This window comes from Micromonospora sp. NPDC049679, assembly GCF_040659735.1.
Classification (GTDB): domain Bacteria; phylum Actinomycetota; class Actinomycetes; order Mycobacteriales; family Micromonosporaceae; genus Micromonospora_I.
Genome location: NZ_JBFANZ010000023.1, coordinates 71663 through 96173 on the forward strand (window position 1 = coordinate 71663; position 24511 = coordinate 96173).

General features: G+C 70.4%; 19 protein-coding genes and 2 pseudogenes. 9 read left to right on the forward strand and 12 right to left on the reverse strand.

All coding sequences use genetic code 11. From position 1 onward, the window contains the following. The first annotated feature begins 39 nt into the window (after positions 1 to 39). Positions 40 to 6072 (forward strand): DUF4011 domain-containing protein, encoded by a 6033-nt coding sequence (locus AB0J06_RS16905; RefSeq protein ID WP_357429391.1) that lies wholly within the window; start codon positions 40 to 42, stop codon positions 6070 to 6072. A gap of 41 nt (positions 6073 to 6113) precedes the next feature. Beyond that, complete coding sequence (locus AB0J06_RS16910; protein WP_357429393.1) at positions 6114 to 7043, forward strand: YegS/Rv2252/BmrU family lipid kinase; 930 nt, start codon at positions 6114 to 6116, stop codon at positions 7041 to 7043. A 323-nt stretch (positions 7044 to 7366) separates the two neighbouring features. On the opposite strand, the gene AB0J06_RS16915 is transcribed toward AB0J06_RS16910, so the two are convergent. From AB0J06_RS16915 to AB0J06_RS16925, 3 genes are all read right to left on the reverse strand, one after another. Next, positions 7367 to 7573: a helix-turn-helix transcriptional regulator gene (locus AB0J06_RS16915; RefSeq protein WP_357429395.1), complete on the reverse strand. Its 207-nt coding sequence runs from the start codon at positions 7571 to 7573 to the stop codon at positions 7367 to 7369. Beyond that, a complete protein-coding gene (locus AB0J06_RS16920) occupies positions 7573 to 8007 on the reverse strand; it encodes a DUF2975 domain-containing protein (RefSeq protein ID WP_357429397.1) in 435 nt (144 codons plus the stop codon). Before AB0J06_RS16920 ends, AB0J06_RS16915 begins: the two co-directional genes overlap by 1 nt. Before the next feature lie 233 nt (positions 8008 to 8240). After that, complete coding sequence (locus tag AB0J06_RS16925) at positions 8241 to 8723, reverse strand: hypothetical protein (RefSeq protein ID WP_357429399.1); 483 nt, start codon at positions 8721 to 8723, stop codon at positions 8241 to 8243. Between the two features lie 574 nt (positions 8724 to 9297). Here AB0J06_RS16925 and AB0J06_RS16930 point away from each other — a divergent pair. The 5 genes and pseudogenes from AB0J06_RS16930 to AB0J06_RS16950 form a co-directional block, all read left to right on the forward strand. Beyond that, entirely contained in the window at positions 9298 to 10185 is an 888-nt protein-coding gene (locus tag AB0J06_RS16930; protein WP_357429401.1) for an ABC transporter substrate-binding protein, read from the forward strand. Next, positions 10182 to 11141 (forward strand): amino acid ABC transporter permease, encoded by a 960-nt coding sequence (locus AB0J06_RS16935; protein ID WP_357429403.1) that lies wholly within the window; start codon positions 10182 to 10184, stop codon positions 11139 to 11141. Before AB0J06_RS16930 ends, AB0J06_RS16935 begins: the two co-directional genes overlap by 4 nt. Next, a complete protein-coding gene (locus tag AB0J06_RS16940) occupies positions 11138 to 11902 on the forward strand; it encodes an amino acid ABC transporter ATP-binding protein (RefSeq protein ID WP_357429406.1) in 765 nt (254 codons plus the stop codon). The genes AB0J06_RS16935 and AB0J06_RS16940 overlap by 4 nt, the downstream gene beginning before the upstream one ends. Further along, positions 11902 to 13524, forward strand: coding sequence for a D-aminoacylase (locus tag AB0J06_RS16945; RefSeq protein WP_357429408.1), 1623 nt, complete (start codon positions 11902 to 11904; stop codon positions 13522 to 13524). Before AB0J06_RS16940 ends, AB0J06_RS16945 begins: the two co-directional genes overlap by 1 nt. Before the next feature lie 32 nt (positions 13525 to 13556). Further along, a pseudogene (locus AB0J06_RS16950) lies at positions 13557 to 14147 on the forward strand (serine hydrolase); the annotation flags it as partial. Positions 14148 to 14194: 47 nt separating this feature from the next. On the opposite strand, the gene AB0J06_RS16955 reads toward AB0J06_RS16950, so the two are convergent. After that, on the reverse strand, positions 14195 to 15214 hold the full coding sequence (locus tag AB0J06_RS16955) for a LysR substrate-binding domain-containing protein (RefSeq protein ID WP_357429410.1): 1020 nt from the start codon (positions 15212 to 15214) through the stop codon (positions 14195 to 14197). A 353-nt stretch (positions 15215 to 15567) separates the two neighbouring features. Here AB0J06_RS16955 and AB0J06_RS16960 point away from each other — a divergent pair, with 353 nt between their 5' ends. Then, on the forward strand, positions 15568 to 16341 hold the full coding sequence (locus tag AB0J06_RS16960; protein ID WP_357429412.1) for a TIGR03089 family protein: 774 nt from the start codon (positions 15568 to 15570) through the stop codon (positions 16339 to 16341). Positions 16342 to 16490: 149 nt separating this feature from the next. Here the strand turns inward: AB0J06_RS16960 and AB0J06_RS16965 are convergent, their stop codons facing one another. Continuing rightward, positions 16491 to 17510 (reverse strand): mechanosensitive ion channel domain-containing protein, encoded by a 1020-nt coding sequence (locus AB0J06_RS16965; protein WP_357429414.1) that lies wholly within the window; start codon positions 17508 to 17510, stop codon positions 16491 to 16493. Positions 17511 to 17669: 159 nt separating this feature from the next. Between AB0J06_RS16965 and AB0J06_RS16970 the strand changes: the two genes are divergently transcribed. Further along, entirely contained in the window at positions 17670 to 17855 is a 186-nt protein-coding gene (locus AB0J06_RS16970) for a nitroreductase/quinone reductase family protein (protein WP_357429431.1), read from the forward strand. Between the two features lie 57 nt (positions 17856 to 17912). Here AB0J06_RS16970 and AB0J06_RS16975 read toward each other — a convergent pair whose 3' ends face one another. The 7 genes and pseudogenes from AB0J06_RS16975 to AB0J06_RS17005 form a co-directional block, all read right to left on the reverse strand. Further along, positions 17913 to 19445, reverse strand: coding sequence for an MDR family MFS transporter (locus AB0J06_RS16975; protein ID WP_357429433.1), 1533 nt, complete (start codon positions 19443 to 19445; stop codon positions 17913 to 17915). A gap of 121 nt (positions 19446 to 19566) precedes the next feature. Next, a complete protein-coding gene (locus tag AB0J06_RS16980; protein ID WP_357429416.1) occupies positions 19567 to 20193 on the reverse strand; it encodes a TetR family transcriptional regulator in 627 nt (208 codons plus the stop codon). Between the two features lie 99 nt (positions 20194 to 20292). After that, the gene (locus tag AB0J06_RS16985; protein WP_357429418.1) at positions 20293 to 21042 is read right to left on the reverse strand and encodes a hypothetical protein; all 750 of its coding nucleotides are present in this window, start codon (positions 21040 to 21042) and stop codon (positions 20293 to 20295) included. 192 nt (positions 21043 to 21234) lie between these two features. After that, positions 21235 to 22221: a glycine betaine ABC transporter substrate-binding protein gene (locus AB0J06_RS16990; protein WP_357429420.1), complete on the reverse strand. Its 987-nt coding sequence runs from the start codon at positions 22219 to 22221 to the stop codon at positions 21235 to 21237. A gap of 61 nt (positions 22222 to 22282) precedes the next feature. Then, a complete protein-coding gene (locus AB0J06_RS16995; protein ID WP_357429422.1) occupies positions 22283 to 23062 on the reverse strand; it encodes an ABC transporter permease in 780 nt (259 codons plus the stop codon). Next, on the reverse strand, positions 23059 to 24276 hold the full coding sequence (locus AB0J06_RS17000; RefSeq protein WP_357429424.1) for an ATP-binding cassette domain-containing protein: 1218 nt from the start codon (positions 24274 to 24276) through the stop codon (positions 23059 to 23061). The genes AB0J06_RS16995 and AB0J06_RS17000 overlap by 4 nt, the downstream gene beginning before the upstream one ends. Continuing rightward, a pseudogene (locus AB0J06_RS17005) lies at positions 24276 to 24511 on the reverse strand (hypothetical protein); the annotation flags it as partial. The pseudogene AB0J06_RS17005 and the gene AB0J06_RS17000, both read right to left, overlap by 1 nt.

The window sequence follows — 24511 nt, forward strand, 5'->3', positions numbered from 1 at the left end:
GGCTGGCGCCGCCCGCACCGCTACCTGGGAGAATGCGCCATGCCTGACAGCGTCTTCGAGCAGTTCGCGACCGACGACGGGCAGCTCGCCCTGGAGTTGCTCGTGCAGCCGGCCATCAATGCCGCCCTGGTGCACAACCGGGTGCCGCTGGTGCGCCACCTGGCGCTGACCAACCGCGGCGGCGTCGCGCTGGCGGAGGTGTCGCTGACGCTGGAGCTGCTCGGCCCCGACGGCGCGCTCACCGAGCCGTGGACGCGCACGCTCACCACCGCGCTGCAGCCGGGCGCGAGCACCAGCTGGGACGATTTCCGGGAGTTCACCCCCGACCGTGGGCTGCTCGGTCGCACCGACGAGGCGTTTCCCGTCGACTACCGGCTCACCGCACGGAGCGCCGGCCGGCCCGACCTGCGCCTGGTCGCCCCGTCCCGGGTCCTGGCCCACAACGAGTGGTTCAACAGTCCCGCCCTCTACGACTCGCTCGCCGCCTTCGTGCAGCCCAACACCCGGGCCGTGAACGCCGTCCTGCTCGCGGCAACGCAGATTCTCCTGGCCCGGACCGGATCGGGATCGCTGCAGGGTTACCAGGCCGGCGCGGAGCGCGCCGCCCACATCGCCGGCGCGATCTACGAGGCGCTGCGCCAACTCGACATCACGTACCAGGTCCTGCCGGCGTCCTTCGAGCAGACCGGTCAGAAGCTACGGACCACCGCAGCGGTTCTGGACGGCCGGCTCGGCAACTGCCTCGACCTGTCGGTCACCTACGCCGCCTGCCTGGAGGCCGCCGGGCTGCACCCGCTCGTCTTCCTCACCGAGGGGCACGCCTTCGGCGGCTTCCTGCTCGAGGAGGAGCGGCTCAGCTCCGCCGCGGTGACCGAGACCAACCTGCTCATCTCCCTGGTCGAGTCCGGCCGGGCGGTGCCGGTCGAGCTCACCAGGATCGGGCCGGGCACGCAGACCGCCACCTTCACCGAGGCCGTGCAGGCCGGCCTCGGCCACTTCCGCGGCGAGGGCCAGAAGCTGCAGGGCGTCGTCGACGTACACCTGGCCCACCGCTCCGGAATCCGGCCGCTGCCCTCGACCGACGAACTGGTCGCCGCCGCGCCGGTCGACGCCGAGCCGCCGACGCAGGCCGTCGGCTCCATCGAGCTGCCGGCCGGGGTGGCGCTGGCCAAGCTGCGTCAGCTCGCCGACGAGGGCGACGAGGCCCCGCAGCAGTCCGACTCCTCGCCGCCGCGGGTGCAGCAGTGGAAGAAGTCGCTGCTCGATCTCAGCCTGCGCAACCCGCTACTCAACCTCCCCAAGCGCGGCCGGGGGCTGGAGCTGCACGTGCCGGCCGGGGCGCTCGCGCTCCTGGACGACCTCATCCACGACGGTCGGCACCTGGAGATCATCCCGCAGGACGACATCAGCCACGTCCACGAGCTGGCCGGCACCCGACGGGCGCAGGACCTCGACGCCGAGATGCTCACCCGGGAGCTGCGCACCGACCGACGGGTCTACGGCGCGGTCACCGAGGCGCGCTACACGAACACGATGCGGTCGCTGCAGCGCGAGGCGCGCACGATGGAGCAGGAGACCGGCAGCAACTACCTGTACCTGACCATCGGCACCCTCGTACACGCCAAGACCACCGGGGGAGAGGCGTACGCGCCGCTCTTCCTGCTGCCGGTGCGCATCGAGGGCGGCACCGGGCGACGCCCCTACGCGATCGTCATCGACGGCTCCGAGGCCGCCAATCCCAACTACTGCCTCATCGAGTGGCTGCGGGTCAAGCACGGCGTGCACATCCCGGAGCTGGAGCAGCCCGTCCTCGACGAGCACGGCATCGACATCCCGAAGACCCTCGCCGCGATCAACACGAGGCTCGTCGACAACCGGCTCAACTACCGCATCGACGAGACGGCGAGCCTGCGGCTGCTGCAGTTCTCCACCTTCCAGATGTGGCGGGACCTCACCGACCACTGGTCGACGTTCTCGGAGAACCCGGTCGTGCGGCACCTCGTGGAGTCGTCCGGGGCCTCCTTCGACGACCCCGCGGGCAGCGAGGACGACCTGCACGTCGACGAGGCGCAGCTGCACCTGCCGATCCCCGCCGACGGCTCCCAGATGCAGGCCATCGTCATGGCCGAGCGCGGCCAGTCGTTCGTCCTGGAAGGACCGCCCGGCACCGGCAAGTCCCAGACCATCACCAACATGATCGCCCGCGCGGTCACCGCAGGACGCTCCGTACTCTTCGTCGCCGAGAAGCAGGCGGCGCTCGACGTGGTCAAGCGTCGCCTCAAGCAGATCGGCCTCGGACCCTTCGCCCTCGATCTGCACGGCCGCAAGCAGTCCATCAACGCGATCCGCCAACAGCTCCGCGACGCCCTCGACCAGGACGAACGCGGCGGGGACAGCACCTGGACCGCGGTCGAGACCGCCTACCGCACACGGCTGGCGCCGCTGACCGGCTATCCGGCGCAGGTGCACACCGACAACGCCGCCGGCATGTCGGTCTGGTCGGCCTACGAGCACGTCCTCGCGTACGGCGACGGGCCGAGCGCGCCCGTCCCGGCGCCGTATCTCGGCGCGCCGGCCGAGCAGCGCACGCGCGTCGAGACCACCCTGCAGGAGTTCCCGGCCGCCGCCCGATCCGCCCGGCTCCGGCCCGAACATCCCTGGGCGATCAGCGGCTGCCGCGATCTCGACGGTCTGCACGCCGACGCCGTCACCGAGGTCGCGGCCGAGCTGGAACGGGTCCGCGCCGACCTCGCGGCCCGACCGGAGCTGGTCGACCTGATGCGTACGCTCGCCGCGCCGGACGCGATCCGCGAGCTGCAGGCCGGCGCCTGGCTGGCCGTCCGCGGCCTCCTGCCGGACCGGGACAGCATGCTGCGCGCGTCGGACCCGCGTTGGGACGAGGCGGTGAACCGTCTCCAGGCGGAGCTGACGGCGTTCCGGCACGGCTTCGCCGGCGAGTTGGCGACGTTCCGACCCGACCTGTTCGCTCTCGCCGAGCTGGCGGGCTGGCACGCCGAGGCGCAGGAGGCGGGCAGGCGACTCTTCGGCAAGCGCAAGCGCCGGCAGAGCATCGCCGACCGCCTCTCCGTGCACCTGCAGCCGGGGGCGACCGTCGACCCGGGGCAGGTGGAGGTGCTCACCGGTCGGCTGCTCGCCGCCCAGGTCCAGGCCGCCGCCCTGCACCAGCAGCTGGCCGCCATCGGTGGGCTCTACCTGCCCGGTGGCTGGCGTCCCACCGATCCGACGGCCGAGGCGCAGCTGGCGCGGGCGGTGGAGGCGACCGGCGTCGGCCGTACCCTCCTGGCGGCGCACCCCGCGGCGTGGGAGCTGTTCCAGCGCGGGTTCACCGACGCTCAGGCCACTCTGTTGGACCAGACCGCCGCCGGCTGGCGCGCGTGGCAGGGTGTGCTCCGCTGCGGCACGCCGGAGCTGAGCCTCTGGGCGGGCGGGTCGCACTGGCTCGGCGCCTGGCAGCGCGACGGCGCGACCTGGCTGAACGACCTGCGCGCGGAGGAGCTTTTCCCGCTGCGTCGCTGGGCGACCGTGCTGACGCACGCCGACGTGCTCGCCGCCGCCGGCCTGCACGAATACCGCGACCAGCTGCTCCGCGGCGAGGTCAATCCCCAGCTCGCCGAGGAGACGTACCGGCGCGGCGTCGCGGCTGCCTCCCTCGCCGAGCGGCTGCGCGCCGGCGGACTCCAGTACTTCGACCCGGAGCTGCACGACGACGAGATCGCCCAGTTCGAGGCCGCCGCCGGTCAGCTCCGTGCCGAGCTACCGGAACACCTGCCCTCGGTCCTGGTACGTCGCCGTCCCTTCAGCCCCACCGAACGCCGGGGCCGCTTCGCCGACTTCGCCGCCGAACTGCGCCGCAAGCGCGGCGGGAAGTCGTTCCGGGAACTGTTCGCGCTCTACCCCGACGTCGTGCTCGCGCTCACCCCGTGCGTGCTGGTCAGCCCGGCCTCGGCCGCGAACTTCCTCGCCCCCGGCAGCCAACGCTTCGACCTGGTCATCTTCGACGAGGCGTCCCAGATCCGGGTCGCCGAGGCGGTCGGGGCGATGGGTCGCGGTCGCGCGGTGGTCGTGGTCGGCGACTCCCGGCAGATGCCGCCGACCAGCATCATGCAGGCCACCCACGCGCCGGAGGAGCAGGACGAGGGCGACGCCCCGGTCCCGGAGGACCTGGAGAGCATCCTCAGCGAGTCGGTCGAATCGGGGCTGCCGCAGCGGTGGCTCTCCTGGCACTACCGCAGCCACGACGAGTCGCTGATCGCCTTCTCCAACCGCTACTACTACGACAGCAAGCTCTCCAGCCTGCCGTCGCCGGGCGCCGGTGACACCGCCGGCATCACCTGGCGGCGGGTCAGCGGGCAGTACGACCGCGGCGGCAGCCGCACCAACGAGGTCGAGGCCCGCGCGATCCTCGACGAGATCAGCCGACGACTGCACGACCCCGCCACCGCCGCGCAGTCGATCGGCGTGGTCACCTTCAACATCCAGCAGCGCGACCTCATCCTCAACCTGCTGGAGGAGACCCCCGACCCGCTGGTCCGGGAGCACCTGTCCGGTGCCGTCGCGGAGCCGATCTTCGTCAAGAACCTGGAGAACGTGCAGGGCGATGAGCGCGACGCCGTCCTCTTCTCGTTGGCCTTCTCCACGAACCCGGAGACCGGCCAGCTGCCGCTGAACTTCGGCCCGCTCAGCCAGACCGGCGGCGAGCGACGGCTCAACGTCGCGATCACCCGTGCCCGTCGGCAGATCGTCCTCTACTCCTCGTTCGACCCGACCGACATCGACCTCTCCCGTACCTCGGCGGTCGGCACGCAGCACCTGCGGGCGTACTGCGAAATGGCCGCGGCCGGCGCCGAGCGGCTGGGGGACCTGGCCACCAACCGGACGGAGCGGCGGAGCCGGATCCGCGACGAGGTGGCCGGGGCGATCCGGGCGCGCGGGCATGAGGTCCGTACCGCCCACGGCCTGTCGGACTTCACCGTCGACATCGCGGTGCGCGCCGTCGGGTCCCCGCGCTGGCAGGTCGCGGTCATGTTGGACAGCCCGGAGTGGGGCAGCCGTCCGACGGTGGCCGACCGCGACTCGGCCCCGATCCTGCTCCGGTCCATCATGGGCTGGCCGGCGATGGTCCGCTTCTGGCTTCCCTCGTGGATCCGCGACCGTTCGGCGGTGCTGGACCAGATCGACGCGGCGGTCGCCGCGGCCAACGAGCCGGAGGCAGCGGCGCCACCGTCGACGGAGACGCTCCCTGCCGTCGCGCCGGCAGACACGCCGACGGAGCGCTCCGCTGCTGCGCCTGCCGCCGGGGCGCCGACGCGGCGTATCGAGGTCCCGGCCGCGCGTACCGAGCCGGAAAAGCGCCATGACACGTCGGGCGTGACGGCGGTTGAGCCGCCTGTCGCGCCGATCGCGTCGCTGGCCCCTGCCGTCCAATCCGACGCACCCGGCGTCCGCGCCGAGCGTCGGCCGTTCGCTCCGCCGGCGGGCAGTCCGACGGCGAGCCCGTTCGTGCCGTACGTGCCGACGCCGATCGGCACCCAGGCGGACATCGACCTGATCGGTAGCGACCGCCGGATCCAGTCGATGGTCCGGGAGAGCCTGCGCGAGATCATCGTGGCCGAAGGGCCGATCGAGCAGCACCGCCTCGCGCGGCTCGCGCTCGCCCGGTTCGGCTTCGCGCGCACGCGGGAGGACCGCCGCGAACTCGTGTTGAAGCTGGTGGACGCTGACGCCCTCCACCGTCATCCCCACATCGGCGTTTTCGCCTGGCCCGTCGGGGTGGATCCGCATACCTCGCGCGGCTACCGGGTCACCCAGGTCAGTTCGGATCGGAAGTTCGAGGAGGTGCCGCCGGAGGAGGTCGCCAACGCGCTGACCCACGCGTTGGCGCAGCGCCCGCACCTGGGGGAGGAGCAGCTGCTGCGGGCCGCGCTCGAATTGCTCGGGTACCGGCGCCGCACCGAGGCGGCCGAGAAGCTGCTGCGGTACGGGCTGCATGTTGGTGTCACCAGCGGCAGGATCTCCCGCGACGGCGACGCTCGCTTCTCGGTGGGTCCCTGAACCGTCCACGCGGGGGTCGTTCGGCGATAGCGTCTGCCCCTATGCGATCGAAGCAGGAGTTGACCACGGCCGTCCGAGGAGAGCGGCGTGCGGCGCTCGTCGTCAACGCCCGTTCCCGCCGGGGCCGCCGCCTCTACGACCGGGCCCGGTCGCTGCTGGCGGAGGCCGGCTTCAAACTGCTCGGCACGTATCCGGTCGACCGGCCCGGCGAGCTCGAGCGCAGCCTCGCCGCGGCGGCCGGACTCGGGCCGGATCTCCTGGTCGTCGGCGGTGGCGACGGCACGATCAGTACGGCGGCGCGCCTGCTCGCCCACCGCGACATCGCGCTCGGCCTGCTGCCGCTGGGCACCACCAACAACTTCGCGCGTACGGTCGGCATCCCGCTCGATCTGGACGCGGCGGTCGCGGTCCTCGCCGACGGCAAGGTGATCGACGTTGACCTCGGGCTGGTCGGCGGGATGCGGTTCACCAATCACGTCGGCATCGGGCTCTCCGCCGACGTGATGCTCCGGACGCCGCCGCGGCTCAAGCGGGCCACCGGCCGGCTGGCGTACCCGATGACCGCGCTGGCGCTGCTGACCCGGCATCGGCCGCTGCGCGCCACCGTTCGCGCCGACGGGCGCGAACACGAGTTCGTCACCCACCAGCTGTACGTGGCGAACGGCGGCTTCCACGCCGGCCGGCCGATAACGGCGGACAGCGACGCCGACGACCGGCTGCTGGTCGCGTACCCGGTGGGCGGCCCGACGCGCCGGGAGTTGCTGCGTGAGACGACCCGTAACGCGGCGACGGGGCATCGTCGCACGCTGGGCGAGGAGCCGTTCCTCGCCGTGCGCGAACTGTCGCTGGAAACGGACCGACCGGCGCGCGTGGAGGTAGACGGGGAGTTGTGCGGCGAGAGCCCGATCCGGATCGGCCTGGACCCCAACGCGCTGCGTGTGATGGCGCCCGCCGACACCCCGGACCGTTAGGGCGAAGGGTGGCGGGCGCCAGATGGCGCTAAGTCGGGATGTAGTGGCTTCGCGCCACGACGAAGGCACTACATCCCGGATGTTGCGCAGCGGGTTGCGGCGGGTCGAATTGAGGCACGGGACGGTAGTCGAAGCCGTCGACGGCGGGACCAGTACGGCCGCGTACCGCGGGTCGGGCGGCGCGGCTGAGCTCTGGCGGGTGTACTGCTACCTGCTGCGTCGGGCGATCCTCACGCCGAACGCAATCGCGCCGACGACGAGCACGGCGCCCAGGAACTGGAGGCCCGGCGAGTCATCGGCCTGCCGTGGTGCGCCGTGACGGTTCATTCCTCGACCCACTCGAGCAGGTCACCGGGCTGGCAGTCGAGCACCCGGCACATGGCTTCCAGGGTGCTGAAACGAACAGCTTTGGCACGACCGTTCTTCAGCACCGCCACGTTCGCCGGTGTGAGCCCGACACGCTCGGCGAATTCACCGACGCTCATCTTGCGTTTGGCCAGCTCGACGTCGATGCGGACGATGATCGGCATCAGATCACCGCTTGCATGTCGGTCCGCAGTGTCGTGGCCTGTCGCAACAGTGCGCGCATCACCACCATCAGGAGCCCCAGCACGGTGACGCCCACCACCATCAAGAACAGCAGGAGCGGCAGTCCGGGGTCCGACGCCCTGAAACCGAAATACAGAAACACGCCCACCAGCACCCCCCAGGCCGCGACGATCGCCCACACGATCGCGTTCACCCACGACAAAGAGGCGTCACTGAAGATGCGGTCGTTCTTGACCAGGGTGAGCAACTTCCAGGTGGACACGATCACCACCTGAATACACAGCACCCAGAACACCGAGACGGCAGTCATCGGCCACCTGAGGTAGGCAAGGTCCGGGGACTCCTCGGCCATGTGCGCGAACTGTCCGGGGAGCGAGAGGGTCTGGAACACGATCAAGATCCCGAACAGCAACACGAGGAAGACTCTGAGAGCGGCTACCGCTCGATACTCTGTGACCACCGATCGACTATCGCGCGTCTCCTATCGATAGTCAATAGGTACTGGTGTGGAAGCAGGACCGCAACGGCGTACACCGAAACATCCCGTGCCCGCGCCCAACATGCTCTGGCCCGGCTCAAGACGGCGCGTAGCAGCCCCGGCATCGACGAACATGCCGGGGCTGCTACGTGTTGCTGTGGCGCTCGGTGTCAGAACTGACCGCGTCCTGCTGCGACGCGGGAGCGGAGCGCTGGCGCTCGGCGTAGTTGCCGTCGCGGGGGCGTGCAGGGTGTGGTGATCTTCGGCATCGTCAAGGTCGTTGTCGTCGGCTGCAGCGGGATTGTGGCCTGCTTCGGCGATGTCGTCACCCCGACGGGTCTTGCGGGCGCGACGGCCGGGGCCGAGGCCAAGGACGGGGCGACCAGTGCCATGACAGGAGAGCGTTCATCCTTCCAGCACCAGAGGGCCAGTGCGGCGCCGACGGGAACAGTGATCCAGCCGGGTGCGCCGACGATCATGTTGTCGGTGAGGATGCCGTAGGCGAGCCAGAGCAGGCCGCAGAGGGCTCCGAGGGTCCACCCGAAGGCGGACCCGCTCGGGCGGCGTTCGCGGATCGCCTGGGTGAGGTGGGGGAGAACAGCGACGGTGGACAGGACGTTGCCGGTGAGAGCCAGCAGCGTGAGCGGGGACACGAAAGTACGACCTAACGATTTCGAACTGACACGACAGTCACGGCGACGGCGACATTGCACGGGCCATTTGCATTATCTACGTGCCTGGGATGTCGAGATCGTGATCTCGTGGCAATTCCGCCTTTAGGGTCTGTATTGCTGGTCACGCGGGGTGTGAGCGGCGCTTCACTATCAACTGTCGACGATTCGATGGCCGTCTTTCGAGTGCTCGCAGCCAACCGTTGACGGCGACGATGTGGATCATGGCTTCGTAGCGGACGGCCAGTTCGGGTGGGCACGCCAGGTTCGCAGCAGGTAGGCGGTGTCGCCGACCGCGCTGAAGCCGACCGCGTGAGCTGTTCCGCGTCGCCGTCGTCTGCCCGCGGTGCGTGCGGCCGCAGCAGTCGCCGTACGCGTCTCCTGTGCCGCTCCGGCAGGGTGTCCCGCAGCTCGGTGGTGCCCCGCGACCACGGGACCGCTCCCGCGGCATCAGAGCATGCGTAGTTGCGATGCTCAGCATCGGAAGCATTCAGGCTGTTCATGCTGGCGGGTCCCGCGATAGGGTCCCGCCAGTCGTCCCACCAGGAGGTTTCCGGTGCTCAGGAAGCATGCGCTTCGCGTCGTCGTCGGTCTCGCCGCACTCTCGCTCGCCGTCACCGGCTGCGGCCGCTCCACGAGCGGTCAGGCGCCGCAGTCCGGCGGGTCCGCCTCGGCTGCCGCCGGCGCCAAGGCCGCCGACCTGGTGCCGGCCGCTCTGAAGTCCAAGGGCGTGCTCCGGGTCGCCACCGCCGAGGGTTACCCCCCGATGGAGATGTACAAGAAGGGCACCCAGGAGCTGATCGGGGTCGACCCGGAGCTGGCCGCGGCGATCGCCGGGCGGCTCGGGCTGAAGCTGGAGATGACCAACGCCAGCTTCCCCGGCCTGATCCCGGGTCTGCAGGCCGACCGCTGGGACCTGGCGATGTCCTCGATGAGCGACACCGAGGAGCGCCGTAAGGTCGTCGACTTCGTCGACTACTTCCAGGCCGGTGGCGCGATCATGGTGGCCAAGGGCAACCCCGCCGGCGTCAAGGACCTGGCCGACCTCTGCGGCCGGGCCGTGGTGCTCGCCAAGGGCAGCTCCAACCTCGCCATCGGCGAGAAGCAGAACACCACGTGCGCCAAGAAGATGACGATCTCGCAGAGCGAGGACGCCCCCACCGGCCTGCTGCAGATCGACGCCGGACGGGCCGTCGCCACCATCGTCGACTATCCGGTGGCCAAGCTGCTCGCGCAGGAGAGCGGCAAGTACGAGGTGCTGGAGGCGCAGTACGAGGCCGGCCCGTGGGGCATCGCGATCGACAAGAAGGACAGCGGTCTGCGCGACGCCGTGCAGAAGGCGCTCCAGGAGCTGATCGACTCGGGTGATTACACCAAGCTCCTCGAGAAGTGGGGCGTGCAGGGCAGCGGCGTCAAGACCGCCACGGTCAACGACCAGAAGTGAGCACATCGGTGGACAAGCCCGCGGCGGGCCCGGCTCCGGCCGGGCCCGCCGGCTCCGACGCGCCGGAGACGAACCGGATCAGTCATCCGGTACGGCCCGGACGCTGGGTCGCCGCCGGGGTCATGGCGATGGTCCTGGTCTGGCTGGGCTGGAGCATCGCCGTCAACCCCAACCTGCACTGGGACATCGTCGTCGCCTACCAGTTCGACCAGGTGATCCTGGACGGGCTCTGGGTCACCATCCAGCTCACCGTCGCCTCGATGGTCATCGGTGTGGTGCTCGGCGTGATCGTCGCGCTGATGCAGGTCTCCGACAGCCGGATCCTGCGCACCGGCGCCGTGGCGTACGTCTGGTTCTTCCGCGGCACGCCGCTGCTGGTGCAGCTGATCTTCTGGTTCAACATCGCGCTGATCTTCCCGGAGATCGGTCTGGGCGTCCCGTTCGGTGGACCGAAGCTGGTGACCTGGGAGACCAACGTCCTCGTCACCGGTTTTGTCGCGGCGCTGCTCGGCCTCAGCATCAACGAGGGCGCCTACATGAGCGAGATCGTCCGGGCGGGTCTGCGGGCCGTGGATCCCGGCCAGCAGGAGGCCGCCGCGGCGCTCGGCATGTCCCGCCTGAAGATCATGAAGCGGGTGGTGCTGCCGCAGGCGATGCGGATCATCGTCCCGCCGACCGGCAACCAGTTCATCTCCATGCTGAAGACCACCTCGCTCGTCTCGGTCATCGCCGGCGCCGACCTGCTCACCGTCGCCCAGCGGCTCTACCTGACGAACTTCGAGGTGATCGCCCTGCTCATCGTCGCGTCCATCTGGTACCTGGTCCTCACCACGGTCGCCAGCATCGGCCAGTACTTCCTGGAACGCCGGTTCAGCCGCGGCTTCGGGGCCACCGTGCCGGGCACCCTGCGCGGACGGATCGGCCGCAACCTGCGGTTCTCGGGGGCCGCGCGATGACGGCGCCGATGGTGCAGTGCCGGGCGCTGCGCAAGAGCTTCGGCCGGCTCGAGGTGCTCCGCGGCATTGATCTGGTCATCGAGCACGGCCAGGTGGTCTGCGTGGTCGGGCCCTCCGGCTCCGGCAAGTCCACCCTGCTGCGTTGCCTGAACCACCTTGAGGAGCCGCAGGGCGGCCGGGTGTACGTCGACGGCGAGCTGATCGGCTACGAGGAGCGCGGTGGGCGGCTGCGGCCACTGCCGGACGCCCGGCTGCGCCGGCAGCGCGAGTCGATCGGCATGGTGTTCCAGCGGTTCCACCTCTTCCCGCACCGCACCGCGCTGGAGAACGTGATGGAGGGCCTGGTCGCCGTGAAGGGCGTCGGGGCGGCCGAGGCCCGCAAGCGCGCCGGCGACCTGCTCGACCGGGTCGGGCTCGCCGACCGGGCGCACCACTACCCGGCGCAGCTCTCCGGCGGTCAGCAGCAGCGGGTGGCCATCGCCCGGTCCCTGGCGATGTCACCGAAGCTGATGCTCTTCGACGAGCCGACCTCGGCGCTCGACCCCGAACTCGTCGGCGAGGTGCTCGAGGTGATGAAGGACCTGGCGGCCAGCGGCATGACGATGATCGTGGTGACGCATGAGATGGGCTTCGCCCGCGAGGTCGGCGACCACCTGGTCTTCATGGACGAAGGCCTGATCATCGAAGAGGGCGCGCCCCGGGACGTTCTCGCCGCGCCGCGCCAGGACCGTACCCGCGCGTTCCTGTCCAAGGTGCTCTGATGGCGCGGCTGGACCTGCTGGTCACCGGCGGGGACGTGCTCGACGGCACCGGCTCGCCGGCCCGCGCCGCCGACGTGGGCGTACGGGACGGGCGGCTGGTGCTGTTGCCGCCGCAGAGCCGTACCCCCGCCGTCCAGGTGGTGGACGCGGCGGGTCTGGTCGTCACGCCGGGCTTCATCGACGTACACACGCACTCCGACCTGCTGGCTGGCGATGACCCGCAGCGGGAGGTGTTGCGCGGGGCGCCGCTGCGGCAGGGCGTCACCACCGAGATCTGCGGCAACTGCGGGATCAGCCCCTTCCCGGTCCCGCCCGAGCGCAGCGGCCCGGTAGGGGAGCTGATCGCCGCCACGTTCGGCCCGCCGGCGGCGTCGTACGCGTCTTTCCCCGAGTTCGCCGCCGCGCAGGGCGTGGCCCGGCGCAACCACCTCGCCGCCCTGGTGGGACACGGCACGCTGCGCGCCGCGGTCGTCGGCTTCGCGCAGCGACGGGCCACCCCCGACGAGATCCGGCGGATGGGCGAGCTGCTCGACGGGGCGCTCGCCGCGGGCGCGGCCGGGCTCTCCACCGGCCTGATCTACTCACCGGGCGTCAACGCGGGCACCGACGAGGTCATCGCGCTGGCCCGGGTGGCCGCCGCGCACGGCAAGCCGTACGTGACGCACCTGCGCGACGAGATGTCCCAGGTGGAGTCGGCGCTCGAAGAGGCGATCGAGATAGCCGCCGCGGCCGGGTCGGCACTGCAGGTCTCGCACCACAAGACGGCCGGTCGACGTGCCTGGGGCGCCACCGTCCGCACCCTGGCCCGGCTGGACCGGGCACGCGCCGAAGGGCTGGACGTCACCTGCGACGTCTACCCGTACACCGCCGGCAGCACCGCGCTGCACGCGATGCTCCCCCCGTGGGTGATCGCCGACGGGGTGCCGGCGATGCTCGCCGCCATCGCCGAGCCCGCGGTCCGCGAGCGGATCCGCGCCGACATCGTGGCCGGCGTGCCGGGCTGGGAGAACACCGTCGGTAACGGCGGCTGGGACCTGATCAGGGTGGCGTCCGCGCCGAACAGCCCGAACGTCCAGGGCCACACCATCGCCGAGCTCGCCGCCGCGGCGGGCACCGACCCGGTCCACTACGCCTGCGCCCTGCTCGTCGCCGAGCGCGGCGACGTCACCATCCTCAGCCACTCGATGCACGAGGACGACGTACGCCGGGTGCTGGCCAGCCCGCTCACCATGCTCTGCTCCGACGGCGTACCGAAGCCCGGCCGCCCCCACCCGCGCTGGGCGGGGAGCTTCACCCGGGTGCTCGGCCACTACGTCCGCGACGTGGGTCTGCTGAGCCTGGCGGAAGCCGTGCACAAGATGACCGCGATGCCCGCCCGCCGCTTCGGCCTGCGCGACCGGGGCCTACTCGCCGACGGGTACGCCGCGGACCTGGTGGTCTTCGACCCGCAGCGGGTCGCCGACGGCGCCACGTACGACGATCCGCTGGCGGCACCGCGCGGAGTCCGCTGCGTGGTGGTGGCGGGGGAGATCGTCGTGGACGGCGACGACGTCACCGACGCGCGACCGGGGCGCGTGCTGGCCGTACCGGATCGGGAGCCCGCCGGGCGGGATCGGCCGTGAACGGCACAGCCGCGGGCGTACGGGTCGGGGTGATGGTGCGGCGGCTGGACGACGGCCACACCCTCACGACCGAGCCCGACCTGGTCCTCCCGCTGGCCAGCGTCGGCAAGGTGCTGCTCCTCGGCGAGGTGGCCCGTCGGCTCACCGACGGCACGCTCGCCGCCGACCAGCCGATCGAGCTGCTCGGCGCTGACCGCCAGCTCGGCGGCACCGGTCTGCTCGGCCTGCTCTCGCCCCGGCAGTACACGGTGGCCGACCTGGCCACGGCCGTGGCCGCGGTCAGCGACAACGCCGCCACGAACGCCCTGCTCCGCGTGGTGACGCTGGACGCCGTGCGGGATCTCGCCCGCCGCGCCGGCCTGCTGCACACGACGGTGCACGACCGCATCCGGGCCGCCCGTGGCCCCGACGTACCGGCGACCTTCGCGACCGGCACCGCCCGCGAGCTCTGCGCGTTCCTCGCCGACGTGGCGGCCGGGACCTGGCAGAGCCCGGCCGCCTGCGCGTTGCTGCAGCAATGGCTCGCCGGCAACACCGACCGCGCGCTCGTCGCCGACACCATCGACCACGATCCGTGGTCGACCGACGGTGTTCTGGTGCTGAACAAGACCGGCACCGACACCGGGGTACGGGCCGACGCCGGGATCGTGTTCGGCCGGCACACCGTCGTCTACGCCGTGATCGCGGCGTTCGAGTCCGGGGCTGAGCGGGCCGCCGTGGCGGAGCTGCGGCGGTGGGGGACGGTGGTCGACGGGCTCGCCGGCACCGGAGCCCACCGCTCGGAGAGCTCCTGACTGAGCCACTCCGCGGCGTCGGTCAGCCGGTCGACGAAGCTGCCCACCACCGGATTCGGATTGCCCGGCCGCAGCGCCACGCCGATCTCCCGATGCAGGTTGGCGTGCGCGAGCTGCCGGACGGCCACGCCACCGGGGTTGCGCAGACCGAGCGACGGCACCAGCGCGACGCCGACGCCGGCCCGGACCAGGCCGAGCACGACCTCGTAGTGGTCGCTGCGGCACCGGACCCTCGGCTGGAAACCTTCTCCCCGCGCCGCCAGCTCCAGCACCGAGACCTCGTCCTGCACCCCGAGGGTGGTGATCCACGGCTCGTCCGCGAGGTCCCCGAGGCGCAGCCGCCGCCGACCGCTCAGCGGGTGGTCGGCGGGGAGCACCACCAGCTGCGGGTCCACCATCAGCGGCGAGACCTTCGCGAAGGACGGATCGGGCGCCGGACTCAACGGATGGTCGAAGACCACCACGAGGTCGAGCTCACCCTGGTTGAGGCGGGGCAGCAGCTCGTGCGGCTGCCCCAGGATCAGCGCCAACTCGACCTGCGGATGGTCGCGGGTGAAACTCGACAGCGCGTGGGGGAGCAGCTCGGTGCCAGCGGTGGCGAAGAACCCGATCCGCAGTAACCCCCGCCGCCCCTCGCCGTGCGCGGAGAGTTCGTCGCGGGCGGCCGACATCAGGTCGGCGATCTGCTGCGCGTAGTCCGCGAGACGCTGGCCCGCGACCGTGAGCCGCAGGCTGCGCGGCCCCCGGTCCACCAACGCCACGCCGGCCTCCTGCTCCAGCGTGGCGAGCTGGTGCGAGACCGCCGACGGGCTCAGCCGGAGCTGCTCGGCAGCGGCGACGATGGTGCCGTGCCGGGCGATCTCCAGTACGACCTGCAGGCGTGCGGTGTTGAACATCGGCGGACTGCCTTCCCTGCTCAAGGGGGATCGCGCGCTACCCCCGCTCAGCCCGGACCACACTCTCGCACGCCCGCGCCAGGGGTGAACCTCAGGCGGGCGTGTAGGCCAGCCGTCGGCCGAGGAAGTGCGCGACGAAGTCGACGCGGGAACCGACCCGCAGCGGCGGAGGGGTCAACCACTCATGGCGCATATCGTGCCGTATGGGTACGACATTCAAGATCAAGGGCGCGCCCGTTTCACGTACGTGACATGGCTTGCCGGTCGCTGCCGTGCGGACCGGTCGGCGTCTTCTCGCCGGCGTCGGTCGTTAAGGTGGCATCGACCGATGCACCGCTTTCCGGGGGTTCTCGATGGACGCAACTGCTGCTGCCGGCGTACCTTCCCTGTTCGTCGGCGGCGCGGTCGCTGAGCCTGACCGTCCACTTCTCACGTACTACGACGACGCCACCGGCGAGCGCACCGAGCTGTCCGCGACGGAGCTGGGTGGCTGGGCGGCGCGGACCGCGGGGCTGCTGCACGAGGGCTGCGGGTTGGGCGTCGGCAGCCGCGCGGCGGTGCTGCTGCCGCCGCACTGGCAGACCGCAGCTGTGCTGCTGGGCGCCTGGTCGGCCGGTGTGGCGGTGTCATTCCGCTCGACGGCGACCGCCGGCTTGCCGGAACTGGGCCCGGGCGCCGACGCACCGCTGGACGCCACCTTCGTCGCCCGCAACCGGTTGGACAACTGGCTTGAGGACGTGCCCGAGGCAGATCACCGTTTCGTCCTCGGTCTCGCGCCGGCCGGTGCTCGGCTGTGCGAGGTCCCGGACGGATACCGGGACTACATGGCCGAGGTGCGTGACTACACAGAGAGCCTGCCGGCGTACGCGATGATCCGTCGTTCGGACGCGGCGAGCGTCGACGGCACCAGCTATCAGGAGTGGGGGAGCCTGGCGCAGGCGCTCGCCGAATTGTTTGACCTGCGCGGGGGCGACCGGTTGCTCGTGAACGCGGCCGAGCACGAGCATCCGGTCAAGTGGCTGTTGGCGCCGCTGGCCGCCGGCGCGTCGGTCGTGCTCTGCGCCAACCTCGACCCTGCGGTGGTCGCCTCCCGGGTTGCCGCTGAGCAGGTGACGCGGATTCTCTGACTTTCGTAGCCGAGGCTCGGGGCTGACCAGCGTGGGCCTACCTGAGCACGACGCTGGTCACGGAGACGCTGGTCGGCCACCGAACGCGCCACCGCTACCCGGCTTCGAACACGGGCTCCACCGGGCGCTCATCGCGCCCGAGCCGATCCTCACGGCTGGTATGCGTTGCGCATCCGCGGCAACCACTGCGGGTGCTGGTCACGCAGGTACTGGACGAGGCCCTCGCGCAGTTCGCAGCGGAGGTTCCAGGCGCTCGGACCGTCCCCGGCGGAGACGGTGACGCGGATCGTCGTCGACTGCGGGGAGGTCTCGATCATCTGGAGTTGCCAGTGCAGGCGGTCCCAGCACGGGGAGTTTTCGATGATGCGTCGCGTCTCGGCGCGCATGGCCCGCAGGTCGGCGGTGTAGTCCAGTTGCAGCTCGACGGTGCCGAGGATCGGCGTCTCGAAGCGGGTCCAGTTCTGGTAGGACTTCGTGGTGAAGTAGATGGTCGGCAGGATCAGCCGGCGGTCGTCCCAGGCCCGCAGGACCACGTGGGTGAGTCGGATCTGTTCGATGCGTCCCCACTCACCGTCCACGACGACGATGTCATCGATGCGAAGGGCGTCGGAGAAGGTGACCTGAAGGCCGGCCGCCGCGTGTGTGAGCGTGGTCTGGCCGGCGATGCTGAGGATGATGCCCAAAATCCCGGCGGAGGTCAGCAGCGTGGCCCCGACCTGGCGGACCTGCGGGATGGTCATCAGGATCGCGCCGACCGTCAACACGGCGGTGACCGTGGCCATGAGTCGCCGGAGCACCTGTATCCGGGTGCGCGCACGTCGGGCGCGTCGGTGCTCCGGCACGTCGCTCGGGAAATGTTCGAAGAGCGCTTCTTCGGCGACCTGCAGCGTCTTGAACACCAGCCGGGCGACGCTGATGATCAGCGCTATCAGCAGGGCGTGGCGCAACAGGCCATGACGGGCTATCGGGACTCCCGCGCGCGGCAGTCCGAAGTACAGTGCGGCGGTGACGGAGACGGCGCTGACCGCGTATTGCCAGCGATGCTTCGTTTCCTGCCGGTAGACCTCGTGCCGGATATGTTTCGCAGTCCACAGGAATATCCGGCCGATCAGCCACCCGACCACCAGAGCGCCGGCGGTAATGGTGACGACGATGAGCGCATTGCCCATCATCCGCACCCCCGCTCCGGCCCGCGCGGCCGATGCCGCTCAGCGTGAGCCCGCCAGGGCGCCGTCGCCTGACGAATCCGCGGGTGCGCGCATCGCGATTGCCTCGAATTCCCGATGCTGAATTAAACGAGTGCTCTCGGCAATGGAAACGCAGCGAACCTGCTCGCCGAGCCGGAGGTCGGGGTCCAGGTGAAGGCCGACAACTTCATCGCCACGGCCCGGGCGGCCGGTGCGGAGGAACGACCACGCCTGTGGGAGCCGAAGGCGGGGATCTTCCCGACGTACGACGAGTACGCGGCCAAGGCGCCGCGGGAGATCCCGGTGGTCATCCTGGAACGCCACTGAATGCGCAACGGAAACGGCCGGCCTCGAAGGGCCGGCCGTTTCTGTCACACGCGGCTGTCAGTGCGGCAGCGCGCCGGCCGCCTCCTCCTGCGCCCGCCGCTCGTCGCCGCTGAGGTTGGACAGCGGCTTCTCCTTGATGAACAGCACGGCGATGAGGCCCAGGAACGCGATCGGCGCGCCGACGAGGAACAGGTTGGCGGTCGCCGTCCCGTACACCTCCTGCACGATCTGCAGCACGGGCGCGGGCAGGGTGGCCAGGTCGGGCACCTCGGCGGTGCCGGATCCGCCGCCGGCGGCGAGCGGACCGAGCTTCTCCGTCATCAGGCTGGTCACCCGGCTGGCGAGGACCGCGCCGAGCGCGCTCACGCCGATCGCCCCGCCCATGCTGCGGAAGAACGTGAGGACCGAGGTCGTCGCACCCAGCTCGTGTGCCGGCACGTCGTTCTGTGCGGCGAGGACCAGGTTCTGCATGAGCATGCCGACGCCGACGCCGAGGACGGCCATGTAGAGCGACAGGAGCAGCACGCTGGTGTGCGCGTCGATGGTGCCCAACAGCAGCATGCCGACCGTCATGATCACGCCACCGGCGACCAGGTACGCCTTCCACCGGCCGTACTTCGTGATCATCTGTCCGGCCACGGTGGAGGAGACGAGCAGCCCGAAGATCAGCGGCAGGCTCATCAGGCCCGCCACGGTGGGCGACTTGCCGAGCGAGATCTGGAAGTACTGCGAGAGGAACACCGTCCCGCCGAACATGGCGACGCCGACGAGCACGCTGGCGAGGGTGGCCAGCGCCACCGTGCGGTTGCGGAAGATGTCGAGCGGGATGATCGGCTCCGCGGCGCGGGACTCGACGAACACCGCCAGAGCGAGAATGACGAGACCGGCGGTGACCAGAGCCGCGGTCCACCCCGACGCCCAGTCGAACTTGTTGCCGGCCAGGGTCGACCACACCAGCAGGGTGGAGACGCCCGTGGTGATGAGCAGGGCGCCGAGCCAGTCGATGCGAACCTCACGGCGTACGACGGGCAGGTGCAGGGTGCGTTGCAGTAGCGCGATCGACAGCAGGGTGAACGGCACGCCGAGCAGGAAACACCAGCGCCAGCCGAGCCACGACGTGTCCACGAGCACACCGCCGATCAGCGGGCCGGCGACGGTGCCGATGCCGAACACCGCGCCGAAGATGCCGGAGTAGCGGCCCAGCTCACGGGGCGGGATCATCGCCGCCATCACGATCATGGCGAGCGCGGTCATGCCACCGGCGCCGATGCCCTGCACGACGCGGCTGGCGATCAGCACCTCGACGTTCGGCGTGAAGCCGGCGATCAGCGAACCCGCCGCGAACAGGGTGAGCGACAGCTGGATGAGCAGTTTCCGGCTGTAGAGGTCGGCCATCTTGCCCCACAGCGGCACGGTGGCCGTCATGGCGAGCAGTTCGGTCGTGACGATCCAGGTGTAGACGGACTGGCTGCCGTTGAGGTCGGCGATGATGCGCGGCAGCGCGTTCGACACCACCGTCGACGCCAGGATGGAGACGAACATGCCGACCAGCAGGCCGGAGAGGGCCTGCAGCACCTCGCGGCGGGACATCTTCGCCGGCACGGAGCTATCGGCCCGCTCCGGAGGGTTATCGCCGATCCCGGCCGGATCGGCGGACGTGGTGGCAGTCGTCATGAAGCGTCCTAACTCAATGGTGGTGTGACGGTCAGTGTCAGGCTTGCGGTCGAGCGGGGTCGGGCAGGCCGGCGGCGAGGTCGGCGAAGGCCTCGTCGACGAGTTCGGTCAGGGACACGGTGCCGGCGTACGCCGCCCACCGGATCATGGCGGTGCGGTAAGCGGCCCCGGTGGTCGTGGTCACGAGCAGGGGATAGCCATGGTCGGGACCGACGCCGGTACGCACGGCGACGGCGGCCACCATCGCGCGCTCCGCCTCCGCGCTGCGGGTGAGCAGTCGGGGCAGGAGATCGGGATTGCTGGTCAGGACCTGCATACGCAGGAACCAGCGCTCCTGGTCGGTCTGCATCTGGACGACGGTCGGAGCCAGCGCGAGCCGGATGGCGTGGATGGTGGGAATCTCCGGCGGTATGGCGGCGAGGCGTTCACCGATCTCGACGCCGTCGACCACATGGTCGCCCGTGATGGCCTCGTCCTTGCTGCCGAAATAGTTGAAGAAGGTGCGCGATGAGACGTCCGCGGCCTCGCTGATCTCCTCGACCGTCACGTTCTCCAGCCCACGCTCGGCGACCAGACGGAGCGCGGCGTCGATCAGCGCGTCGCGGGTCTGTCGCTTCTTGCGTTCTCTTCGGCCGAGCGCCGACCCGGCCGATTCGTGGCTCACCGCGCGAGACTACAGCGCAACGTTGCAGGCTATGCAAAGTTTTAGTATATGAAGTGATGCGCCCCTCATCTGCGGCATCAAGGCAACCCCCCCCAGGGCTCACCGCCACCTGCCTTCGAACAGCGGCTCCACCGGCCGCTCCTCGCGGCCGAGGACCAGATCGTCGAAGATCGTGCTGCGCGCCGCGCGTTCCACCTCCACGTCGAGGTTGAGCCGCAACTCCTCGGACGCGTCGTGCGCCGCCCCGATCAGCAGCAGCTCCGTGCCCGGATGGTCGAGGAAGTCGGGTGGGTCGAGTGACACGAAGCGACGATTGCGAAATCGCTCCTGCAACTCCGACGGGAGCTGTCCCTTCTCGGATTCCGGCAGCCCGACCCCGCGCGGCGACGGCGCCTGCGGGTTCTTCACGCTGACCACGTAGCTCGCCTCCGGCTCGATGTTCAGCTCCTGCTGCGCCTCGCCGAAACGGCGGGGCAGCTCGAGCTGGTACGCCAGATGCGAGTGGTCGTCGTGGCGGGCGATCACGTACGCCCCCTCGGCCACCGGCTGCGCGGCCGGCTGATGGCGCTCGCCGCGGGTCCTGGTCCCGTACGTCCGCCCGTCCAGCGCCTCCCGCAACTGCTCGGGCCGCTCCACCACCGTGTCCACGAACCCCCAGAAGCGCTCCCGCTCCTCGATCTCCGGAAGCTGCTTCCTGCCGATCACGAGAAGTCGCAGGAGCCGTCGTCCCGACCACGGGTGCAGCACCACCAGCAGCCGCTGCACGTCGTCGAGCGACTCCACCTGCTGCTCCTCCACGCGCGGGCGGTAGAGGAGATAGAGGTCCCCGTCTTCCAGCGTCTCGGCCACCCGAAGCGCGTACCCGCTGTTGCGGCTCCGAACCCCCCCGCCGACAGGTGACACGACGCGCAGCGGCCGGGGTTCCCGACGGGGACCCCGGCCGGTCACCGGTCACGTCGCGAGTCCGAGGCCGAGGTGCACGCCGTCGTGCAGCCAGCCGCCACCGGCCTTCTGCACGGTTGTCGGAGCATCCGCGATCCGTCAGGCGATGAAGCCCTGCTTCTTCATCCAGTCGGCCGCGACCTGCGCCGCCGGCTGGCCCTTGACGTCGACCTGCTCGTTGAGCTGGCGCAGGGTGGCGTCGTCGAGCTTGGCGGTGATCGGGTCGAGCAGGGTCGCCAGGGACGGGTACTTGGCGGCGGTGGCGCCGTTGATCGTCAGGGCGGGGTTGTAGATCGGGAAGAACTTCTTGTCGTCCTCGAGGGTGACCAGTTTGAGGTTGCTGATCCGGCCGTCGGTGGTGAAGACCTCACCGAAGTTGCAGGAGGTGCCCTTCTGGGTTTCGGTGTAGACGATCCCGGTGTCGACGCTCTTGACGCTGCCCGCCGGCACCGACATGCCGTACGCCTTGGTCAGGCCCGGCCACCCGTCGTTCCGGCCGAGGAACTCGCTCTCCAGGCAGAAGGTGCCCTGCGCGGGGTTGCTCTTGGTGAACGCGGCCAGGTCGGAGAGCGTCTTGAGGTTCCACTCCTTGGCCTTGTCCTCGCGCACGGCGATGGAGTAGGTGTTGTTGGCCGACGCGGGGGCGGCCCAGACCACCTTGTTCTTCTCCTTGTCCTCCGTGACCACCGCGGCGTACTGCTGCTGCGAGTCGGCGATCGGGTCCGTGTGTTTGAGGTAGGTGATCCAGGCGGTGCCGGTGTACTCCCAGTACACGTCGAGGTCGCCCGAGAGCAGTGCCTGGCGGGTGTTGACTGAGCCCTTGATGTTGGTCCGGTCCGTCACGGTCGCGCCGGCCGCCTTCAACGCCACCATGGTGAGCTGGCCGAGCACGATGTTCTCGGTGAAGTCCTTGGAGCCGACCGCGATCGTCTGGCCCGAGAGCGCCGCGTCCTTCTTGATCGAACCCGTGCCGACGGACACCTCGTTGCCGGAGTTCTCGGTCGTGACCGAGCATCCCGTCGACAGCGCCACGGCGGCGAGCGCGACGCCGGTCAACAGGCGGGCATAGGGGTTTCTGACGAGCATGAAGTGCCTCCTTGGCGCAGGTGCGCCGGTAGGAACGGAAGAACAGGGATTCGGGCGCCGGTCAGTCCAGCCCGCGGGGGCGGAATAGCTCCGTGATCACACCGCCGAGCCAGTCCAGCAGCAGCGCGAGCGCGGCGGTGAGGACCGCGCCGGTGACCAGTACGGGGGTGCGCTGGAGCTTGATGCCGGTCACGATCAGTCCACCGAGGCCGCCGGCGTTGATGAAGGTGGCGAGTGTGGCCACCCCGACGGTGAGGACGAGCGCGGTGCGTACGCCGGCGAGGATGACGGGTACGGCGAGCGGCAGTTCGACGCGGGTCAGGACGGCGAGCGGTGACATGCCGATGCCGTGGCCGGCCTCGATCAGTTTCCGGTCGACCTGGTTGAGGCCGACGATGGTGTTCTGCAGCACGGGCAGCAGCGCGTAGGCGACGAGCCCGATCAGGGCGGTGGTGAAGCCGATGCCGAGCCAGATGGTGAGCAGGACCAGCAGGCCGATCGCGGGGGTGGCCTGGCCGATGTTGGCCAGGCCCGTGGCGGCCGGCGCGAGCCACCGCAGCGCGGGGCGGGTGAGCAGGATGCCGGCGCCGACGGCGACGATCACCACGATCACGGTGGTCACCGCGGTGAGCTTCAGGTGCTGGCCGAGCATCCGGAGCAGGGTGTCGGGGTTGAGCACGCGTCGCTCGATCTCGTCGAGCTGCAGTGAGTTGACCCAGAGGTACATCGCGAGCAGCACCACGGCCAGCACCACCGGCATCGCCGAGTGACTGCGCAGTACGGTGCGCCAGCGCGACGGCGGCGCGAGCGTCTCCGCGTCGCGCGACGCCGTCGTCCTCACCGGGATCCGCCGGGATTGGTCGCAGCGTCGAGGTTCGGCGTCACGGGCGGCCGGTACGGGGCTTCGGTCACGCCCCGGTCGCGGCTGCGCTCGGTCTCGCGCATCTCGCTGATGACCCGCATGAGGCGGTCGATGCCCACGACCCCGCGGTAACGGCCGGCGTCGTCGACCACGACCGTCGCGCCGCAGCTCGAGGTGAGCATCGCGTCGAGGGCGTCATGCAGCGTGGCCCGCGCCTCCACGGTCGTCACAGGGAGGCCGACGCCGTCGAGATTGGACTGGTCCGGTGAGAGGTCGCGCGGGCCGACCCACCGCAGCGGCCGCTGCTCACCGTCGACGGTCAGCACCGCCCAGTCGCCGGACTCGTCCAGCCGGCGCAGCACCGTGGCCGGAGACTCATCGGAGCGGACCAGCTGCGCCTCGTCGTACTCGATCGCCTCGACTCGGCGCAGATTGAGCTGCTTGAGCGACGCGCCGGCGCCGATGAACTGCGCCACGGTCGTGTCCGCCGGTGCGGCGAGGAGCCGTTCGGGAGTGTCGAACTGGAGGATCCTGGACTGCTCGCCGAGCACCGCGATCCGGGTGCCCATCTTGATCGCCTCGTCGAAGTCGTGGGTGACGAAGACGATGGTCTTCTGCAGCTTCTCCTGCAGCCGCAGGAACTCGTTCTGCAGGCGATCGCGGGTCAGCGGGTCGGTCGCGCCGAACGGCTCGTCCATGAGCATCACCGGCGGATCGGCCGCCAGCGCCCGGATGACGCCCACGCGCTGCTGCTGCCCACCCGAGAGTTGGCGCGGCAGGCGGTTACGGAACTGGCCCGGCTCCAGCCCGACCAGATCGAGCAGTTCGTCGACGCGCGCGTCGATGCGGCGGCGGTCCCAGCCGAGCATCTTCGGCACCAACCCGACGTTGGTCGCGACACTCATGTGCGGAAAGAGACCGACCTGCTGGATGACGTAGCCGATGCGGCGGCGCAGTTCGGTGGCGTCGAGCGAGGTCACGTCGGCGCCGTCCACCGTGATCCGGCCACTGCCGGGCTCAATCAACCGGTTGATCATCTTCATGGTGGTGGTCTTGCCGCAGCCCGACGGGCCGACCAGCACGACGATTTCGCCGCGGCGGATCGTCATGGAGACGTCCTCCACCGCGGGAGCCTTCTGCCCCCGGTAGGACTTGCTGACGTTTTCGAGGCTGATCATCACGTCGTCGGTCATCATTGACCTCCCTCGGTTCTGAATGGGGTGGCGGCGGACGCGGTGCCGGCCAGCGCGGTCGCGGAGTCAGGCCGTCTACCGCGACGGGCGGCTGCGGAACGGGCCCGACGGCCGGGCTGCGTCAGCGTGCCGAGCAGCGTCAGGCACAGGTCGATGGCGAGGGCGAGCACGACGACCCCGAGGGTGCCGACCAGGGCCTGGTTGAGTGAGTTGACGCCGCCGAGGTTGGCCAGGC

Bases quoted from the DNA above. Each gene is read 5' to 3' on its own strand.
- AB0J06_RS16955 (WP_357429410.1), bottom strand. From the start codon at position 15,214: ATGTTCAACACCGCACGCCTGCAGGTCGTACTGGAGATCGCCCGGCAC.
- AB0J06_RS16990 (WP_357429420.1), bottom strand. From the start codon at position 22,221: ATGCTCGTCAGAAACCCCTATGCCCGCCTGTTGACCGGCGTCGCGCTC.
- AB0J06_RS16965 (WP_357429414.1), bottom strand. From the start codon at position 17,510: ATGGGCAATGCGCTCATCGTCGTCACCATTACCGCCGGCGCTCTGGTG.
- AB0J06_RS16910 (WP_357429393.1), top strand. From the start codon at position 6,114: ATGCGATCGAAGCAGGAGTTGACCACGGCCGTCCGAGGAGAGCGGCGT.
- AB0J06_RS16915 (WP_357429395.1), bottom strand. From the start codon at position 7,573: ATGCCGATCATCGTCCGCATCGACGTCGAGCTGGCCAAACGCAAGATG.
- AB0J06_RS16905 (WP_357429391.1), top strand. From the start codon at position 40: ATGCCTGACAGCGTCTTCGAGCAGTTCGCGACCGACGACGGGCAGCTC.
- AB0J06_RS16960 (WP_357429412.1), top strand. From the start codon at position 15,568: ATGGACGCAACTGCTGCTGCCGGCGTACCTTCCCTGTTCGTCGGCGGC.
- AB0J06_RS16945 (WP_357429408.1), top strand. From the start codon at position 11,902: ATGGCGCGGCTGGACCTGCTGGTCACCGGCGGGGACGTGCTCGACGGC.
- AB0J06_RS16975 (WP_357429433.1), bottom strand. From the start codon at position 19,445: ATGTCCCGCCGCGAGGTGCTGCAGGCCCTCTCCGGCCTGCTGGTCGGC.
- AB0J06_RS17000 (WP_357429424.1), bottom strand. From the start codon at position 24,276: ATGACCGACGACGTGATGATCAGCCTCGAAAACGTCAGCAAGTCCTAC.
- AB0J06_RS16940 (WP_357429406.1), top strand. From the start codon at position 11,138: ATGACGGCGCCGATGGTGCAGTGCCGGGCGCTGCGCAAGAGCTTCGGC.